Origin of the sequence: Thioclava sp. (genome assembly GCF_048263065.1) — a bacterium.
Lineage (GTDB): Bacteria > Pseudomonadota > Alphaproteobacteria > Rhodobacterales > Rhodobacteraceae > Thioclava.
The window spans coordinates 61963-79606 of sequence record NZ_JBLXEM010000011.1 but is presented as its reverse complement, the minus strand read 5'-3'; the positions used below and the strand labels follow the sequence as shown (position 1 = coordinate 79606).

The window sequence follows — 17644 nt, the reverse complement described above, 5'->3', positions numbered from 1 at the left end:
CTCAACCGCGCGCATTCGGTCTTCGTAGCTGTACATGAACTATCTCCAAGATAGTCCAACTTTTCGTCCGCACCCCCTCATCCGGGATGGGACAACTAATGAAGTTGCGGTGCCCACAACTTCACGTTCGCAAGGGGGGATACACCCTTGACCCCTTCTCGTCCGCAAATTGGAGCAAAGCTCAATATTGCAGACTGCGACCAGCGACCACGCTGGATCCGGCAAAAGGGACGAGCCCTTTTCAAATCCCCCTAAATCTATGACCTCCGACCAAAGCCATATCAAGCGGCGGCACTGATCTCGTAAATCTATTTATTATCAGATTCTTACGGAGGTTTTCCACAAATATCATTCCGCCAATCGATCTTTAGGAGCGGAATTTTACTTCTGTTTACCGTATCTTATCCTCATGCCCGGTCTCAAAGACCAATCGACGAACAGCATAAATAACGCCCCTGCTTTAACAGTTTGCGGCGAACGGAGCCCCTACGCCATGGCGCGCGAGAGGAAAGACATTGCCAAACGGACGACGGCGCAGCCCCCGGCTGCCCCGTCCGTTAATGCATCTCCCCCTCATCTTTCACTTGCAAAGCCGCCGAAGGATTCTCATCTTAGGGACACACTTCACACCTTTGTTAGAGCCCTCGCCCGCGATTTGGCCCACACTGGTCATACGGATGAGACGTAATCTTCTTGAGAGGATGCCGAAGATGACCCAGCCTCTTCGCGCCTCAATCTACGCCCGATTTTCTACAGACATGCAGCGCGATGCGTCGATTGCGGATCAGATCCGCTCTTGCCAGGAGCATGCAGCACGACAGGGCTTGGAGGTCGTCGGGGTTTATTCCGACAAAGCAGTCTCTGGTTCCAGCCTGATGCGAAGTGGCATCCAGAAGTTACTGCGCGATGCTCAAAACGGCACCTTTGATGTCATCTTGTCCGAGGCGCTTGATCAATTATCGCGCAATCAGGCCGACATCGCTGCGATCTATCAAAAGCTGCAGTTTCGCGATGTGATGATTGAGACGGTCTCAGAGGGCATCATCTCCGAGATGCACATCGGTCTCAAGGGCACGATGAACTCTCTGTTTATCAAAGACCTCGCAATCAAAACCCATAGGGGCCTCAAAGGCCGGGCTCTTGCTGGCAAATCTGCAGGTGGTAAGGCCTATGGCTATAAGAACGCCAAGCGTTACGATAATACCGGCGAACCGATCTGTGGCGATCGCACGATCGATCCAACCGAAGCTCGCGTTGTCCGGAGGATATTCAAGGACTATGCCGCGGGCCTATCGCCAAAGAAGATCGCTGAAGCGCCGAATGACGAGGGTATTCCTGGCCCCACCGGACGCGGCTGGGGTCCATCAGCCCTGCATGGCAACCGCGAGCGCGGCACAGGTATCCTCAACAACGAGCTCTATATCGGTCGTCAAATTTGGAACCGGCTATCCTATGTAGAAGACCCCGACACGGGAAAGCGGATCTCACGCCTGAACCCCGAGGCCGATTGAGTCATTACAGAGGTCCCGCCTTCGGATCATTGAGCAAGAGCTATAGGACGCCGTGCGCGCACGCCAAGGCACTTTGAAGGTCAAGAACACCAACGTGCCCAGCTGGGATCGCCGACGCCCCAAAATACTGTTTTCCGGCCTGATGACCTGTGGCAGCTGTGGTGGCCGGTTTTCCAAGGTAAACAAACACAGCTTTGGCTGCTCGACTGCACGCAACAAAGGCAAAGCATACTGCACCAACATGGCGATGATCTCGCAGGACGAGCTCGAACGGCTGGTGCTTGGTGCGTTGCAAAACAACCTGATGGATCAAGATGCCTTGGCAGTGTTCTGCGAGGAATACGCCAAGGAGCGCAATCGCTTGCAGGCCACGGCCTCGCAAAACAGCAATGCCCTTACCAAAGAGCTCGCCACAGTTAAAACCGACCACGCCAAACTGGTCGACGCGATCATCGCAGGCGTTCCTGCCGATCAGGTCAAAGACCGGATGCTGTCGCTCGACGCGCGCCGGATCGAGTTGGAAGCACAGCTCGAACGCGACCCAGCCCCTTCACCGATCCGCATTTACCCCAAGATGGCCGAGACCTACCGTGAGAAGATCAGCAACCTGATCGCCCGACTTCAACAGCCAGACGGAATGCTGGAAGCCAAAGAGGCGCTGCGCGGTCTGATTGATCGGATTGTGCTCGCCCCGATAGAGCCAGACAGCAAACTCTCGGTTCATCTCGAGGGCGCCTTGGCTGAACTTCTATTGCTGAGCCTAGATACCAAACGCAAAAAGGGCCTGAGTGATAAAACTCAAGCCACTGATTACGTTGGCGAATTAGTGTTGGTTGCGGGGGTAGGATTTGAACCTACGACCTTCAGGTTATGAGCCTGACGAGCTACCGGGCTGCTCCACCCCGCGCCAATGGGGGCTAGATAGGCCACCGCGTTGGGAAGCGCAATGCCTTGTGGGCAGAAAGTTTGAAGATTTTTTAACAGCTTTGCAAGGGATCGAACCGGGCGTTCGGGCGCTGGCTATGCGACCTTGGTTTCACAGAGATTGCCTCAGGAACTGGCTAGGCGTACATCTTGTTCGACCCAGCGCACGCGGGCTTAAAGCGGGGCGATGGTGATTTGCGACGCCTCAAGGTTTTGGCGCAACGCGCGCGCCACCAAAAGCGCGCCTGCGGTGTCGCCATGCACGCAGATCGTGTCGATGCGGCAGGGGATATGCTTGCCAGATTGTGCGATGATCGCGCCCGCTTGCAGCATCTCCAGCATCCGCGCGGCGATCTCGGTAGGGTCGTGCAGAACAGCTCCGGGCGCTGTGCGATCCAGCAGCGTGGCGTCATCGTTATAGGCGCGATCGGCGAAAATCTCACCTGCCCAAGCACAGCCCAGATCGCGCACCACCTGATCCATGGCGGTTTGCGGTTGCACCAAAATCACCAGATCGGGCTGAACGCGCAGCGCCGCCTCAAAACAGACACGCGCCAGCTCGCTATCCTCGCAGGCCATGTTCGACAGTGCTCCGTGCAGCTTGAGATGGCGCAAGTCGCCGCCCGCAGCCCGCGCCATCGCCTGCGCCGCGCCCAGTTGGTAGGTGATCATATTGCTGATTTCACGATGTGACAGCGCCAGCCTGCGCCGCCCGAAACCCTGCAGATCGTAAAACCCCGGATGCGCGCCAAGCCTCACACCCCGAGCCTGCGCCAGCGCCATCGTCGCCGCCATCACATTGGGGTCGCCCGCGTGAAATCCGCAGGCGATATTGGCCGAGCTTATGACCTCCATCAGCCCCGCGTCATTGCCTATCACCCAAGGGCCAAAACCCTCGCCGATGTCCGAATTAAGATCGACTTTGCGCATCGCTTACTCCTCTGGGTCGCGCCCCGATGTGACACCGCTGATCAGTTGATAGCCCAACAGATCGGGGATCATGCGTGGATCGCGTATCAAATCTGTGGTCTGGCGGCGCAGGTTTTGCAACAGACCCGCTTGGGTCGCCGCGATCCGGTCTGCCTCGGCCAAGGTGACATGGGCAAAGCGCAGTGGCGCACCAGCCGGGGCCTGCGCGATCTTGGGAATATCGCAGTTTAGAACGGTGCCGATCCGGGGGTAGCCGCCGATGGTCTGGCACTCGGCCAATAGCACGAACGGGTGGCCCGTGCCGGTCATCTGGATGTCGCCTTCTTGGATGAAATCCGACGCCAACCCGTCAGGTGCCTGCGCCGCGAATAAAGCATCCTCAAAGTCCAGCGCCACGCCCTGACGATTGCCGGAAGGGCTGCGCGTAAACGTCGTTTGATCAAAGCGCGCGCGGGTCACGGCATCGAATAACTCGGTTTGCGGGCCAGAGATATAGCGCAATGTGGCGCCCTTGAACCGGTTGTCGCAGCGCAACACGCGCGCGCCGGTTTCAGGGGCGTTATCACGACCAAGGGGCAGGCGCGCACCGGCTCTTAGAGCCGCGCCAAGCCCGGCGCTAAGATGGGTCGCGCGACTGCCAAGCCTTGGCGCGATTCCAATTCCGCCCGCAAAGGTGAGATAGCCATACACTCCGGTCGTCGCTGCGCCGATGCGCAGGATCTGACCCGGCTGCAAGAGGTGGCTCGCACTCCACGAGATAGGGCGTGTGTCAATCGAGGCGCGCATCGGCGCACCGCTGAGCGCGATGCGAGTGGGCTGCGTCACCTCAAAATCGCCCCCGATTGCGGCCATTTCGATGGCAGCGATGGGCGCGCGCAGGCCCAGCAACGCTGCTGCCTCGTATAGCGCAAGACGATCCGCTGCGCCGCCACGTGACAGCCCGATATGGGTTTGCCCGACGCGACCCAAATCCTGCACGCTCAGCCCCGGCCCGGCCTTGAGGATAAGGATCTGCCCGCTCATGTCTGGGGCTCGCAGATCGCGCCGCCTGCCGGATCGCCGCTTGCAAGCAGCCCAGATAATTGATCGCCCGAGATCGACACAAGTTGCAGCGCATCGCCTGCCCGCAACGGCACAGCGGGCTCGGCATCGGGGCGAAACGGCGCAAAAGCCGTGCGCGCAATCTGGCGCCAACCAGTTGGCGACGCGTTGGAAAACAGCACCAACTGGCGCACCGCCACCGCAATCGCGCCCTTGGGAACCTGCGGGTTGAGGCTTTGCATGCGCGGCAGATCCCACGGCTTGGGCAGCAAGCCCAGATAGGGCTGACCGGGCGCAAACCCGATGGCCAGAACGCGCAGCGGCGTAGTTGTCATCATCTCGATGGCGGCATGGGGACTGAGACCCGCAAGCTTGGCGGCAGCTTCAAGATCGGGGCCATTTTCGCCCCCAAAGGCCGCAGGAATGCGCCAGATCCGCTTGGCGGGTTGCGGCGTGGCGGCGTGCCAGTCGCGCTGCGATAGTAGCTCGGCAATCTGGCGGGCACACTCTGCACGGGTGGTTTTCGTGGCGTCAACGCGAAACAAAACCGACGTCAGACTTGGCACAATCTCGTGCAGAAAGGGCAGGGGGGCCGCGCGGGCGATGTCGTAAAACGCCTGCGCCGCCGAGATCGCCCATGGCTCTGCACGCAACGCAAACCGCACCAGAATGCCATCCTGCCCAAGCGGTAAAACCTGCACATCCTGAGGGCCAGCGCTTGGCGGCAAAAGGGCATCTTCAACGGTCATATCGACTTTCGCTGCGGGGCTTGGGCGGTGCGGGCACAAACTTCTCGTTGACTTTGATTTCAAATCACCGACAAAATGTCAACGTTATGAAAGTGAGCGAGGACCAACCCCGCCCTAACCCGACAGGAGAGAGAAGATGCGACATTTCGCGATAACCCTTGCTGCGGCGATCGGATTGGCCGGTGGCGTGCAGGCGCAAACTTGGGACATGCCCACGCCCTATGGCGACACGACGTTCCACACCATCAACATCCGCGATTTCGCCAAGGACGTGTCCAGCGCGACCGATGGCAAGCTGGAAATTGCGGTGCATTCCGCAGGCTCGCTGTTTCCCCATAGCGAAATCAAGAACGCTGTGCGCTCGGGGCAAGTGCCCATCGGCGAGTTCTTTTTGTCAACGCTCGCCAATGAAGATCTGGCCTTTGGCGTCGACAGTCAGCCCTTTCTCGCCACCAGCTATGACCAAGCTGCCAAGCTGTGGGCTGCGCAGAAACCTGTGATCACCGAGTTGCTTGCCAAGCAGGGCTTGATGCCGCTCTTTTCCGTGCCATGGCCGGCCCAAGGGTTGTATACCAATGGCGAGATCAAGACGGTGGATGACCTCGCCGGGTTGCGGTTTCGTGCCTATAACCCCGCGCTTGAGGAATTCGCGATGATGGCCAAGGCCGCGCCTGTGCAGGTCGAAGCCTCTGATATCGCGCAGGCTTTCACCACCGGACAGGTGCAGGCCATGATCACTTCGCCCTCGACCGGGGCCAATTCCAAAGCTTGGGATTTCGTTGATACCTACACCAAGATCGACGCTTGGCTGCCCAAGAATATCGTTGTGGTCAACAAGCGCGCGTTCGATCGCCTCAGCGCGGAAGAGCAAAGCGCGGTGATGGCGGCAGCGGCCAAAGCCGAAACGCGCGGCTGGGAGATGTCGAAGAAAGAGGCCGCCGACAAGATTGCGGTGATGCAAGAAAACGGGATGCATATCGTCGACCCAAGCCCTGAACTTGAGGCTGGCTTGCAAACGATCGGCGATGAAATGCTGGTGAAATGGAAAGAAAAGGCCAGCCCCGACGCGATGAGCGTCTTACAGGCCTATCAAGCCAACTAAACAATGCTCCGGCCCGTCTTTTCCCTAAGACGGGCCGCAATTTTTCAGCCCTCTTTTCCTTTGCAGGAGCGATCCGCCATGCGCCGGCTGCTTGATAACGCCTATCTGTATTCCGGAGGGCTGGCCGCCCTTTCGATCCTTGCGATTTGCCTGTTGGTCAGTGCGCAAGTTTGCCTCAATATCTTGGCACGGTTGGGTGGACCTGACCTGTCTTTCACAATCCCGTCTTACGCGGATTTCTCGGGCTATCTTCTGGCGTCGGCAAGCTTTCTTGCGCTGGCGCATACGCTGCGCCATGGGACACATATCCGCGTCAATCTGGTAATCTCACGACTGTCCGATCGCCCGCGCTGGGTGTTCGAATGTGTCACGCTGGCGCTCGCAACGCTGACCAGCGTCTATGCGACGTGGTTCAGCGCGGCGATGGCGATGGAAAGCTGGCATTACGGGGATAAGTCCACCGGCATCATCGCGATCCCGATCTGGATGCCGCAAAGCGTGATGGTGGCGGGGCTGGCGCTGCTTAGCGTGGCCTTCCTTGATACGCTGATCGAAAGCCTGCGCGCGGGCCGCTCGGTCATTGTCGATCACACGGTGGAGTGAGCGCGATGTCTGATCCGGTTGTTTTCTCGATTTTGCTGGGGCTTTTGTTGTTGCTTCTCGCGGGCGGGCTTTGGGTGGCGCTGTCGCTTTTGGTGGTTGCGCTGGCGGGGCTGACCTTCTTTTCCAACGCGCCGACCGGGCTGGTAATGGCCACGACCCTTTGGGGCAACAGCCATAGCTGGCCACTGGCGGCGTTGCCGCTATTCATTCTGATGGGCGAGGTATTGCTGCGCTCGCGGCTCAGTCAAGACATGTTCAGCGGCCTCGCGCCGTGGTTGGGGCGTGCGCCGGGACGCCTATTACATGTCAACGTGCTGGGCTGTGCGATTTTTGCTGCCGTGTCGGGGTCATCTGCCGCCACCGCTGCCACGATTGGGCGCATGTCGGTGCCCGAGTTGACCAAACGCGGCTATCCCGAAAGCCTGATTTTGGGCACGCTGGCGGGCTCGGCCACGCTGGGCTTTCTGATCCCGCCCTCGGTGATCCTGATCGTCTACGGTGTCGCGACCGAGCAATCCATCGCGCGCCTTTTCATCGCGGGCATTTTGCCGGGGCTAATGCTGGTGATGCTGTTTGGCGGCTATGTCGCGCTGCGGGCATGGCTCAATCCGGGCATGATCCCGGCCGAGGAGGGCACCCCAAGCCTGCGCGATAAGCTGCGCGCCTCACGCAATTTACTGCCGGTTGTGGCGCTGATCGGAGGCGTGATTGGCACAATCTATACCGGGGTTGCCTCGCCTACGGATGCTGCCGCGATTGGGGTGGTATTCTCGTTAATCCTTGCGGTGGCCAGTGGCACATTCTCGCGCCGTGATTTCATCGAGGCATTGCTGTCAGCGACCCGCACCAGTGCAATGATCGCCTTTATCTTGATGGGCGCATCGGTGCTGTCAGTCTCGATGGGCTTCACCGGAATTCCGCGCAATTTGGCCGCTTGGATCGGAACGTTTGGCCTGTCGCCCTATGCGCTGCTGGCGGTGTTGACGGTGTTTTTTATCGTGCTGGGGTGTTTTCTCGATGGGATTTCGGTGGTGGTGCTGACCACGTCCATCATTCTGCCGATGGTGCAGGCGGCTGGGATCGACCCAATGTGGTTTGGCATCTATCTGGTGCTGGTGGTCGAGATGAGCCAGATCACCCCGCCCGTGGGCTTTAACCTGTTCGTCATTCAAGGGCTGACAGGATTCAATATCATGAAAATCGCGCGCGCAGCCTTCCCCTTCTTTGGGCTGTTACTGCTGGGCGTTCTGCTAATCACGTTGTTCCCGCAAATCGTGACATTCCTACCCGGTGCGATGGGGAAATAACCCCCGCGCGGGGGCGTTAAAGCGAGGACGCCGCGCGGCTTGCCTGATCGTAAAGGCCCGACAAAACGCGCATCGCGGCGGCGATTTCGCGCAGTTCTGCCCCGTCGGGACCGCCTTTTTCGATCGGCTCCAGCAAGCATTCCTCGCGCACCACACGGTAGCGATCACACAGCGCTTGCCCGGTGTCGGACGTGCGATAAAACACCTCTTTGCCGCGCTTTTCCGAGGTCAGAAGTTCCATCTTCACAAGTTTGCGCAGCGCGTAAGTGACAGTATGGGTGTCTTCAATATTGAGTAGAAAGCAAATATCGCTCAGCCGTTTTTCGCGATTGCGATGGTTGGCGTTATGCAAGACCAAAATCTCAAGCGGCGACAACTCGGCCATGCCAGCCGCGCCCATGCAGCGCTGCATCCATCTCGCAAAGCTGTTATAAGCGATGATCAGCCCGTATTCGTATTCCGATGCCTCCCAAGTCGGGCCATCAGCAAGGTGTCGAGACGAGACGATGCGGCGGTTTCCTGTGGCCATGTCGGGGTGAACTCCGATAATTTGTCTAGATTACACCAACAGATCATAGTCAATTCATTGATATCCTGTCCATTGCCAACCTGACCGTCCTTCGGCGCGGATGGGGGCTTTCCCTTTGGCGCGATTTGCTTTCTTCTAAGGCGGTTAGAGATCATGACGGAGCGCCCCCTGATGACCCGCTACCCCCGCGACCTGCGTGGCTATGGCCGAACCACACCCGATCCGCAATGGCCCGGCGCGGCGCGGGTGGCGATCTCGATGGTGCTGAATTTCGAGGAGGGGGGCGAGAATTCTCTGCTGCATGGCGACGCGGCGTCAGAGGCGTTTCTCTCCGATATTGCCGGGGCCGCGCCTTGGCCCGGTCAGCGCCATTGGAACATGGAATCGATTTACGATTATGGCGCGCGCGCCGGGTTCTGGCGACTGCATCGGCTGTTCACCGGTCTCGGCCTGCCGCTGACGATTTATGGCGTCGCCACGGCCCTTGCGCGTGCCCCCGAACAGGTCGCCGCGATGAAAGAGGCGGGCTGGGAAATCGCCAGTCACGGCCTGAAATGGGTCGAGCATAAAGACATGCCCGAAGACGAGGAACGCGCCCAGATCGCCGAGTCGATCCGCCTGCATACCGAGGTCGTGGGCACCCGTCCGCGCGGTTGGTACACGGGCCGTTGCAGCGTTAATACCGTGCGCCTGACGGCGGAGGAGGGCGGTTTCGACTGGATTTCCGACACTTACGACGACGATCTGCCCTATTGGATCGAGGCCGGGGAACGCGACCAACTGGTGATCCCCTACACGCTTGAGGCCAATGACATGCGGTTCGCCACAGCGCCGGGCTATATCGAGGGCGAACAGTTCTTCACCTATCTCAAGGACAGCTTTGATATGCTTTACGCCGAGGGGCTGGCGGGTGCGCCCAAGATGTTTTCCGTCGGGCTGCACAATCGCCTCATCGGGCGACCGGGCAAAGTTGCCGGGCTGAGACGCTTTCTGGATTATGCGCGCGGGCATGAGGGCGTGTGGTTTGCCACGCGTGGCCAGATCGCGGCGCATTGGGCGGCCACGCATCCCCCGATCCGGCGTGAGCGTCCCAGCCAGATGACGCGCGCACGCTTTGTCGAGGTCTTTGGCGGAATTTATGAACACTCCGCGTGGATCGCCGAACGCGCCTTTGATCTGGAACTCGGCCCCGCGCATGATTGCCATGAGGGCATGGCTTCGGCCCTCGCGCGGATCTTTCGCAGCGCCAGCGCCGATGAACGGCTGGGCGTTTTAACCGCGCATCCCGATCTCGCGGGTAAGCTGGCGCAGGCGAAACGGCTGACAGCGGAAAGCACATCCGAGCAGGCGAGCGCAGGGCTGGATGCGCTCAGCGATGCCGAGCGTGAAACGTTTGAGGCGCTCAACACTCAATACACCAAGAAGTTCGGATTTCCCTTTATCATCGCGGTGAAAGACAACGCCAAGGCGTCGATCCTGCACGCGTTTCATCGCCGTTTGGCCAATAGCCGCAACGACGAACTGGCCGAGGCTTGCGCGCAGGTTGAACGCATCGCATGGCATCGCCTCGGCGCAATGAACCTTTAACCCGCGCCCAGCTCTGCGATCAGCCAGTCTTGGAACGCCGCGACAGGTGGGCTGCCGATCGTGCGCTCGGGCAGGATCAGCGAATAGGTCTCGCCCGTTTCGAACCGTCGATTTGAGGCCAGAACCAATCGCCCCTGATCCAGCGCCGGGGTGGCGATGATCTCGGGCACCAGCCCAATCCCCATCCCGGCCCCCGCTGCATCCATGATCATGTCGAAATGGTCAAACCGCGCGCCGCGCAGGATGTGGCGCGGGTCGCGGCCACTGTCGCGAAACCAATCGAGCCAAAGCGTTGGGCGTGTCGATTGCTGCAAAAGCGGATGGGTCAAAAGAGTATCATCGTTCAGCAATGCGCCATGCATCAGTCGATCAGGCGCACAGACTGCCACCAGCGTCTCGCGCAGCAGCTCCACCACTTGCGTTCCCGGCCGTTCATGCTGTGTGCGCATGATCGCCAAATCAAACGGATCGTTTTGAAAATCCACCGGATGCAGCCGCGCAGTCACATCAAGGCTGATCTGCGGTGCAATGCGTTCAAACCGCGCAAGCCGCGCGATCAACCAACTGCGGGCAAACGAGGGCAGCACCGCAATACGCAAGATCGCATCCGCCCCGCCAAAGGCCATCACCCCCATCGCGGCACCGTCGAGACTAGCCAAAATCTCCTCAGCGCGGTCCAGAAACACTTGCCCTGCAGGCGAAAGCACCAGCCGTTTTCGCACCCGGTTGAACAGCGCCACGCCCAGCCGTTCCTCCAGCGTGCCCAGCGAACGCGAGATCGCGCTTTGCGTCAGGTTCAACTCTTGGGCGGCGCGAGTCGTCGTGCCATGACGCGCACAAGCGGTGAAGGCCTGCAACTCGCTCACGGTTGGAATATAGGTTTTGCGCATGGCTTAAACTTCCTGAAAGGCACCGCCAGTTTATGCGAAAAACTCATCATGTTCAAAATTTTTATCGTTTGCACCTCCACCCATCTTCTTTAAGATCACGCCCAACCCAAGACAGACAGGCCGCGAGGATAGCATGACCGACAGACCCGTGATCAAAGCCAAAGACGCCCCCGATCTGGGGCAATTCAGCTGGGACGACCCGCTGCGCCTTGATGACCAACTCACCGAGGATGAGCGCATGCTGCGCGACGCCGCGCGCGCCTATGCCCAGGACAAACTGCAACCCCGCGTGATTGATGCCTACGCCAATGAGGAAACCGACCCCGCGATTTTCACCGAGATGGGCGCGATGGGCCTGCTTGGCGCGACCATCCCCGAGGAATATGGCGGGCTTGGCGCGGGTTATGTGTCTTATGGCTTGATCGCGCGTGAGGTCGAGCGGGTCGATAGCGGCTACCGCTCAATGATGTCGGTGCAATCGAGCCTCGTGATGTATCCGATCTACGCTTATGGCAGCGAGGAACAGCGCCGCAAATACCTGCCCAAACTGTCCAGCGGCGAGTGGATCGGCTGTTTCGGGCTGACCGAACCCGACGCCGGATCAGACCCCGGTGGCATGAAAACGCGCGCCGAGAAAACCGCGACCGGCTACCGCATCACCGGCACAAAGATGTGGATTAGCAACGCGCCGATCGCCGATGTCTTCGTGGTCTGGGCCAAGTCCGATGCCCATGGCGGCAAGATCCGCGGCTTTGTTCTGAACAAGGGGATGAAGGGGCTGTCTGCGCCGAAAATCGGCAATAAGCTGTCTTTGCGTGCTAGCATCACCGGCGAGATCGTGATGCAGGGCGTCGAGGTCGGCGAGGACGCTTTGCTGCCCCATGTGGAGGGCCTCAAGGGGCCGTTTGGCTGCCTCAACCGCGCACGCTACGGCATCGCGTGGGGCGTGATGGGATCGGCCGAGTTCTGCTGGCACGCCGCGCGCCAATACGGGCTGGATCGCAAGCAGTTCAACAAACCGCTGGCGCAAACCCAACTGTTCCAGAAAAAGCTGGCCGATATGCAAACCGAGATCACCTTGGGCCTGCAAGCCGCGCTGCAAACGGGCCGGTTGATGGATCAGGCCAAGGCCGCCCCCGAGATGATCAGCCTGATCAAGCGCAACAATTGCGGCAAGGCGCTGGATGTGGCGCGACTGTCGCGCGACATGCATGGCGGCAACGGAATTTCAGGCGAATTTCAGGTGATCCGCCACATGGTGAACCTTGAAACGGTCAACACCTATGAGGGCACCCATGACGTGCATGCGCTGATCTTGGGGCGCGCGCAGACGGGCCTGCAGGCCTTCGCATGAGCGCTCCGCTTGAGGGCGTGAAGGTCGTCGAGTTGGCGCGTATTCTGGCTGGTCCTTGGGCGGGTCAGGTGCTAGCCGATTTGGGTGCGCAGGTGATCAAGGTCGAGGCGCCTGAGGGCGATGACACCCGCCGCTGGGGCCCCCCTTTCATCGCGCGCGAAGGCGACGGCCCCGAAAACCGCTCAGCCGCCTATTTCCACGCCACCAATCGCGGCAAGCAGTCCGTTATCGCTGATTTTCGCACACCGGAAGGTCAGAAAATCGTGCGTGATCTGGTGGCTGACGCCGATGTCGTGATCGAGAATTTCAAACTTGGGGGCCTCAAAAAATACGGGCTGGATTACGCCAGCCTTAGCGCGCTCAACCCGCGCCTTGTCTATTGTTCGATCACCGGTTTTGGCCAAGACGGGCCTTATGCGCCCCGCGCAGGCTACGACTTTCTGATCCAAGGCATGGCGGGCTGGATGGACCTCACGGGTGATCCCACGGGCGAGCCGCAAAAGGTCGGCGTGGCCTTTGCCGATCTGTTCACGGGCCTCTATGCGGTGATCGGCATTCAGGCGGCTTTAGCCGCGCGCATCCGCACCGGGCGGGGACAGTTGGTCGATATGGCGCTGCTCGATTGTGCGGTTGGCGTGCTGGCCAATCAGGGGATGAACTACCTCGCCACGGGCACCCCGCCGCACCGTTTGGGCAATACGCACCCCAATATTGCGCCTTACGAGGTGGTCAGCGCCGCCGACGGCGATCTGATCCTTGCCGTGGGCAATGACGGGCAATTCGCGCGGCTTTGCGCGGTGCTTGGCCTTGATCTGGCAAACGACCCCGAATTCGCATCCAACGAGGCGCGTGTTGCAAATCGCGCCGCCCTACACGCTAGCCTACTGCCCGCGCTCGCAACATGGCCGCGCGCTGATCTGCTTGCCGCGTTCGAAGCCGCAACCGTGCCCGCAGGCCCGATCAATTCGCTCGATCAGGTGTTTGACGACCCGCAAGTGCGAGCGCGCGAGATGCGGATTGAGGCCGAGGGGATCTCTGGCATCCGCACCCCGATCCGCCTGTCTGACACACCACTTGCCCCCGCGCGTCCGGCCCCGAAACTTCCCTCTTCCTCTTGATGAAAATATCCCGGGGGTGAATGGCGAAAGCCAGAGGGGGCTGCGCCCCCCTGCAACGCATCAACCGCGCCGACGCCTGCGTCGTCCGCCACCCTCGTCGCCTGATCCGCCGGTGTTGAAACTTACATCGGGCAGGGGCGCGATCTTGCGCAGCTCGGGGAAAGGCGCGGTGGCGTGGGGCAGGGCGTTGGCGGCGACGAAATGCTCTTGAAAGCGCGGCTCGATCGCGGTCTCGACCTTGGTGATGCGTTTCACCTGCGCCTCAATCGCGCGCCGTGCCTTGACCGAACACAGCGCCATGCGCGCGCCGGTGCCTGCCGCATTGCCAGCCGAACTGACCGAACCCAGCGGTGCATCGGGAATCATCCCCAGCACCATCGCGTGTTTCGGGCTGATATGGGCGCCAAACGCGCCCGCCAGCACGACACGGTCGACCACATCCACACCCATCTCATCCATCAATAGCCGCGCCCCAGCATAAAGCGCCGATTTCGCAAGCTGGATGGCGCGGATATCACCTTGGGTGACGGTAATGCGCGGGCCATCTGGGCTGGCGTCATGGATCAGATATTCATGGGTGCGCCCATTTGGCACGCAGCGATCCGTTCCCACCTGCGACGCCGATCCGATCAGCCCCGAGGCGTCCACGATCCCTGCCATGCGCATTTCGGCCACCGCCTCGATTATGCCCGAGCCGCAAATCCCGGTGATCAGCGGCGTGCCAAACTCCGCGTCGGTGGACCACAGATCGCTGCCGATAATCTTAAAGCGGGGCTCTTTGGTGTCGGGGTCAATCTCGATGCGCTCAATCGCGCCGGGGGCGGCGCGTTGACCGCTGGAAATCTGCGCCCCTTCAAAGGCGGGGCCGGTGGGCGAGGAACAGGTCAACACGCGGGTCGAATTGCCCAGCAAGATCTCGGCATTGGTGCCCACATCGACGATCAGCGACAGATCCTCGCGGGTTTCCGGGGCCTCGGACAGCGCCACAGCGGCGGCATCCGCCCCCACATGACCTGCAATCAACGGCAGGATATAGACGCGCGCGCCGGGCGCTGCATCAAAGCCCAACTCGCGCGCGGGCAGGTCCATGCTGTCAGATGTGGCCAGCGCAAAGGGTGCCTGACCCAGTTCCACCGGATCAATCCCCAGCAGCAGATGGTGCATCACTGGATTGCACACCACTGTCGCCTCGACGATCTCGCCCGTGTCGATCCCGGCCTCTCGCGCCAATTCTCGCGCCAGATCGCCCATCGCATCGCGCACCACCTGCGTCATCTCAACATCGCCGCCGGGGTTCATCATCACATAAGACACCCGGCTCATCAGATCTTCGCCAAAGCGGATCTGCGGGTTCATTTGCCCCGCGCTGGCCAGCACGCGACCATCATCCAGCGCTACCAAATGGCCCGCAATCGTGGTCGAGCCCAGATCAATCGCGATCCCGTAAAGCGGAGTTTCGCGCAAGCCCGGATACAGCGCGGTTAGCTGCGGCCCGTCGCCTTGATCATGCACGGCGACGGTGACTTTCCAGCCGCCCTTGCGCAGCACAGGTTGAAGCGCGCGCAACATCTCGCGATCTATGCGCAGGCCCGCAATGCCCCACTGGTTTTCAAGCGCGTGCGAAAGACGCTGAAAATCACCCTCGGGGGCGTGCATGTCTGGCTCGGCGACCTCGATGAAACAGGCGCGCGTGGCCGGGTCCATCTCCATCACGCGCTCAGAGGCAGCCTTGCGCACCACCTGTTTGTGGACCTGACTTTCAGGGGGCACGTCGATCACGACATCGCCCATGATCTCGGCCTGACAGCCCAAGCGCCGCCCCGGTTTCAACCCCCGCACGCGGTCGTAACGTTCCTCGACCGCGTTGATCGGAGACAGCGCATCAGCGTCCACATGCAGCCCGTGCTTGGGGAAATCACCGTAACCGGGCGAGCATTGGCACTTGGAGCAAATCCCGCGCCCTCCGCAGACTGAATCCAGATCGACGCCCAGCTTGCGCGCCGCTGCCAGCACTTTGGTGCCGCGCGCCACGCGGCCCCGCTTGCCCGAGGGCGTAAAGATCACCTGCACATCGTCGCTCATGTCACGCTCCTGCCCGTTTGCCCTGTTTTACGGCCTGCGCGCGCCCGAGCAAAGCCCGCAACCGACGCGGCGGCCCCAGAAATCGTCATCATCTTTATGAGGGGGCTAGGGCGTGTAGATATACAGCCCCAATTCCTGCGCTGCGCGCAAACTCAGCGTCGGGCTATCCAGTCCGCGCGGCTTCTGGTAGGCGGCAATCGCGCGCCCGGTGGCTGGGTCAAGTTTGCCATCGGCGCGCCCATGATACAGATCGCGCGCGGCCAAGGCACGTTGCAACATCGTCACGAATCCCGGCGTCAGATCAGACGAGCACATGGCGCGGAAATAGCGCGGCTTGCCGGCCTCGATCATGCGCTGGGCGCTCATTTCGCGATAGATCGCGGGTTGGGTGATCTCGCCGGTCTTCGGATCGCGCTGCTCGGGCACGACCTGCACCTGATCGGTCACGGTTTCGACCTGCGCGGGGGTGTTGATCTGGGCGTAACAATTCTTGGCATCGGGCGCGGGGGCCTTGGTAGAGATCTCGGAGAGCAGGCTTTTCGGGGGCGGGCGTTTGGGCGCGCCGGAAGACGTTTCCTGACAACCCGCCAGCGCCAGCGCCGCCATCAACAGGGCTGCTTTCACGCCGTAACTTTGTCTGTGATGCACCACTGCGACCTCCGTCAACTTGGGCGCGACATTACAAGACTGCGCGCGCGCGGCAATCCCCCGTGAACGCGCCGCTTCCCGCGCGCGCCTCTATCCGCCTCTGGTCAAATTGAGTAAAGCACCTTAGATCGAAGGGCACCCGGTCGTATTTCGGGTAGAGCAATCAACGACAAAGAGGCCTGCTGACATGGCAAAGATCACCTATATCGAACATACCGGCACCCGCCACGAAATCGAGGTAAAGCCCGGCATGACCGTTATGGAAGGCGCGCGCGACAATGGCGTGCCCGGCATTGATGCAGATTGCGGCGGCGCCTGTGCCTGCTCGACCTGCCATGTTTATGTCGATCAGGATTGGGTCGACAAGCTACCCGCCAAGGATTCGATGGAAGAGGATATGCTTGATTTCGCATGGAACCCCGATCCGGTGAAATCGCGCCTGACCTGCCAGATCAAGGTTACCGAGGAATTGGACGGGCTGGTCGTGAACATCCCCGAAAAGCAAATCTGATGCGCGGCGCGGCGATCCTTGCACTCGTGCTGATCGCCGCAGCCCTGCCCGCGCGCGCCGAACTATCGGCCACCGCCCAATTTGCCAATCCCACCGATCGCTACGGGCATGGCGCGCTTGGGCCGGGGCATGAATACGAGAGCCTGCGCATCACCGTTAGTCGTTCAACCGGGGATGGCACTGGGCTGTTCACTGGCGCGACGCATCTGACCTATGACTTCACGCTTGGCTCTGATCTTGTCTGGGAAGACACCGCGCCGCGCGTTGTGGATCTGGATGGCGATGGCGTGCCGGAAATCATCACGGTGCAGTCCAGTCTGACGCAGGGATCGCGGTTGCTGGTGCTAACGCTAGAGGATGGCAAACCGATTCTGGCGGCAGATGGCCCGTTCGTCGGCGAGCGTAATCACTGGCTGTCCGTGATCGGCGCGGGCGATCTGGATGGCGACGGGAAATCCGAGATCGCGCTGATCGACGCGCCTCATCGCCTGGGCAAGCTGGTGATCTATCGCTACACGCCCGGCCAGCTAACCGAGATCGGGCGTGGCCTAAAAATCACCGACCACCATTTCGGGGCCGATCACGCGTTAGGCGGTCTGCGCAATTGCGGCCAACAGACGGAGATGATCGTGGCAAGTTTCGACTGGTCACAGCTTGTGGCATTGCGGCTGATGCCTGATGGGCGCGTGACGCGTCGGGAGCTTGGGGCTGATACATCGCCCGCAGCCTTCGACGCAGCACTTTCCTGCGAAATCTAA

The 17644-nt window shown here is 60.6% G+C and carries 17 protein-coding genes, 1 tRNA gene and 1 pseudogene; 10 read left to right on the top strand and 9 right to left on the bottom strand.

Going from position 1 to position 17644, the window contains the following annotated elements:
• Window positions 1–710: 710 nt before the first annotated feature.
• The gene (locus ACN0SD_RS14310) at window positions 711–1511 is read left to right on the top strand and encodes a recombinase family protein (protein ID WP_417808907.1); all 801 of its coding nucleotides are present in this window, start codon (window positions 711–713) and stop codon (window positions 1509–1511) included.
• A gap of 142 nt (window positions 1512–1653) precedes the next feature.
• A pseudogene (locus ACN0SD_RS14305) lies at window positions 1654–1743 on the top strand (hypothetical protein); the annotation flags it as partial.
• Between the two features lie 318 nt (window positions 1744–2061).
• Here ACN0SD_RS14305 and ACN0SD_RS14300 read toward each other — a convergent pair.
• The 5 genes from ACN0SD_RS14300 to ACN0SD_RS14280 all read right to left on the bottom strand — a co-directional run bounded on the left by ACN0SD_RS14300 (window position 2062) and on the right by ACN0SD_RS14280 (window position 5155).
• On the bottom strand, window positions 2062–2235 hold the full coding sequence (locus ACN0SD_RS14300) for a hypothetical protein (RefSeq protein WP_417808906.1): 174 nt from the start codon (window positions 2233–2235) through the stop codon (window positions 2062–2064).
• A 106-nt stretch (window positions 2236–2341) separates the two neighbouring features.
• Window positions 2342–2418, bottom strand: a tRNA-Met gene (locus tag ACN0SD_RS14295).
• Between the two features lie 191 nt (window positions 2419–2609).
• On the bottom strand, window positions 2610–3365 hold the full coding sequence (locus tag ACN0SD_RS14290; protein ID WP_417808905.1) for a LamB/YcsF family protein: 756 nt from the start codon (window positions 3363–3365) through the stop codon (window positions 2610–2612).
• 3 nt (window positions 3366–3368) lie between these two features.
• Entirely contained in the window at window positions 3369–4388 is a 1020-nt protein-coding gene (locus tag ACN0SD_RS14285) for a biotin-dependent carboxyltransferase family protein (RefSeq protein WP_417808904.1), read from the bottom strand.
• On the bottom strand, window positions 4385–5155 hold the full coding sequence (locus ACN0SD_RS14280) for a 5-oxoprolinase subunit B family protein (RefSeq protein ID WP_417808903.1): 771 nt from the start codon (window positions 5153–5155) through the stop codon (window positions 4385–4387). Before ACN0SD_RS14280 ends, ACN0SD_RS14285 begins: the two co-directional genes overlap by 4 nt.
• A 136-nt stretch (window positions 5156–5291) precedes the next feature.
• Between ACN0SD_RS14280 and ACN0SD_RS14275 the strand changes: the two genes are divergently transcribed.
• The 3 genes from ACN0SD_RS14275 to ACN0SD_RS14265 all read left to right on the top strand — a co-directional run bounded on the left by ACN0SD_RS14275 (window position 5292) and on the right by ACN0SD_RS14265 (window position 8167).
• Window positions 5292–6257: a TRAP transporter substrate-binding protein gene (locus ACN0SD_RS14275; RefSeq protein WP_417808902.1), complete on the top strand. Its 966-nt coding sequence runs from the start codon at window positions 5292–5294 to the stop codon at window positions 6255–6257.
• Window positions 6258–6335: 78 nt separating this feature from the next.
• On the top strand, window positions 6336–6860 hold the full coding sequence (locus ACN0SD_RS14270) for a TRAP transporter small permease subunit (RefSeq protein ID WP_417808901.1): 525 nt from the start codon (window positions 6336–6338) through the stop codon (window positions 6858–6860).
• A 5-nt stretch (window positions 6861–6865) separates the two neighbouring features.
• Window positions 6866–8167, top strand: a complete 1302-nt coding sequence (locus tag ACN0SD_RS14265) for a TRAP transporter large permease (protein WP_417808900.1) — start codon at window positions 6866–6868, stop codon at window positions 8165–8167.
• 16 nt (window positions 8168–8183) lie between these two features.
• On the opposite strand, the gene ACN0SD_RS14260 is transcribed toward ACN0SD_RS14265, so the two are convergent.
• A complete protein-coding gene (locus ACN0SD_RS14260; protein WP_417808899.1) occupies window positions 8184–8696 on the bottom strand; it encodes a winged helix DNA-binding protein in 513 nt (170 codons plus the stop codon).
• A gap of 171 nt (window positions 8697–8867) precedes the next feature.
• Between ACN0SD_RS14260 and puuE the strand changes: the two genes are divergently transcribed.
• A complete protein-coding gene (puuE, locus tag ACN0SD_RS14255) occupies window positions 8868–10283 on the top strand; it encodes an allantoinase PuuE (RefSeq protein WP_417808898.1) in 1416 nt (471 codons plus the stop codon).
• Here the strand turns inward: puuE and ACN0SD_RS14250 are convergent.
• A complete protein-coding gene (locus ACN0SD_RS14250; protein WP_417808897.1) occupies window positions 10280–11173 on the bottom strand; it encodes a LysR substrate-binding domain-containing protein in 894 nt (297 codons plus the stop codon). The two genes, puuE and ACN0SD_RS14250, sit on opposite strands and share 4 nt — an antisense overlap.
• Before the next feature lie 133 nt (window positions 11174–11306).
• Here ACN0SD_RS14250 and ACN0SD_RS14245 point away from each other — a divergent pair, with 133 nt between their 5' ends.
• Window positions 11307–12527, top strand: coding sequence for an acyl-CoA dehydrogenase (locus tag ACN0SD_RS14245; protein WP_417808896.1), 1221 nt, complete (start codon window positions 11307–11309; stop codon window positions 12525–12527).
• Window positions 12524–13645, top strand: coding sequence for a CaiB/BaiF CoA transferase family protein (locus ACN0SD_RS14240; protein WP_417808895.1), 1122 nt, complete (start codon window positions 12524–12526; stop codon window positions 13643–13645). Before ACN0SD_RS14245 ends, ACN0SD_RS14240 begins: the two co-directional genes overlap by 4 nt.
• A 60-nt stretch (window positions 13646–13705) precedes the next feature.
• Here the strand turns inward: ACN0SD_RS14240 and ACN0SD_RS14235 are convergent, their stop codons facing one another.
• Complete coding sequence (locus tag ACN0SD_RS14235) at window positions 13706–15727, bottom strand: ASKHA domain-containing protein (protein ID WP_417808894.1); 2022 nt, start codon at window positions 15725–15727, stop codon at window positions 13706–13708.
• Between the two features lie 105 nt (window positions 15728–15832).
• The gene (locus tag ACN0SD_RS14230; RefSeq protein ID WP_417808893.1) at window positions 15833–16378 is read right to left on the bottom strand and encodes a peptidoglycan-binding domain-containing protein; all 546 of its coding nucleotides are present in this window, start codon (window positions 16376–16378) and stop codon (window positions 15833–15835) included.
• A gap of 184 nt (window positions 16379–16562) precedes the next feature.
• Here ACN0SD_RS14230 and ACN0SD_RS14225 point away from each other — a divergent pair, with 184 nt between their 5' ends.
• Both ACN0SD_RS14225 and ACN0SD_RS14220 read left to right on the top strand, forming a co-directional pair.
• Entirely contained in the window at window positions 16563–16886 is a 324-nt protein-coding gene (locus ACN0SD_RS14225; protein ID WP_417808892.1) for a 2Fe-2S iron-sulfur cluster-binding protein, read from the top strand.
• A complete protein-coding gene (locus ACN0SD_RS14220; protein WP_417808891.1) occupies window positions 16886–17644 on the top strand; it encodes an FG-GAP repeat domain-containing protein in 759 nt (252 codons plus the stop codon). Before ACN0SD_RS14225 ends, ACN0SD_RS14220 begins: the two co-directional genes overlap by 1 nt.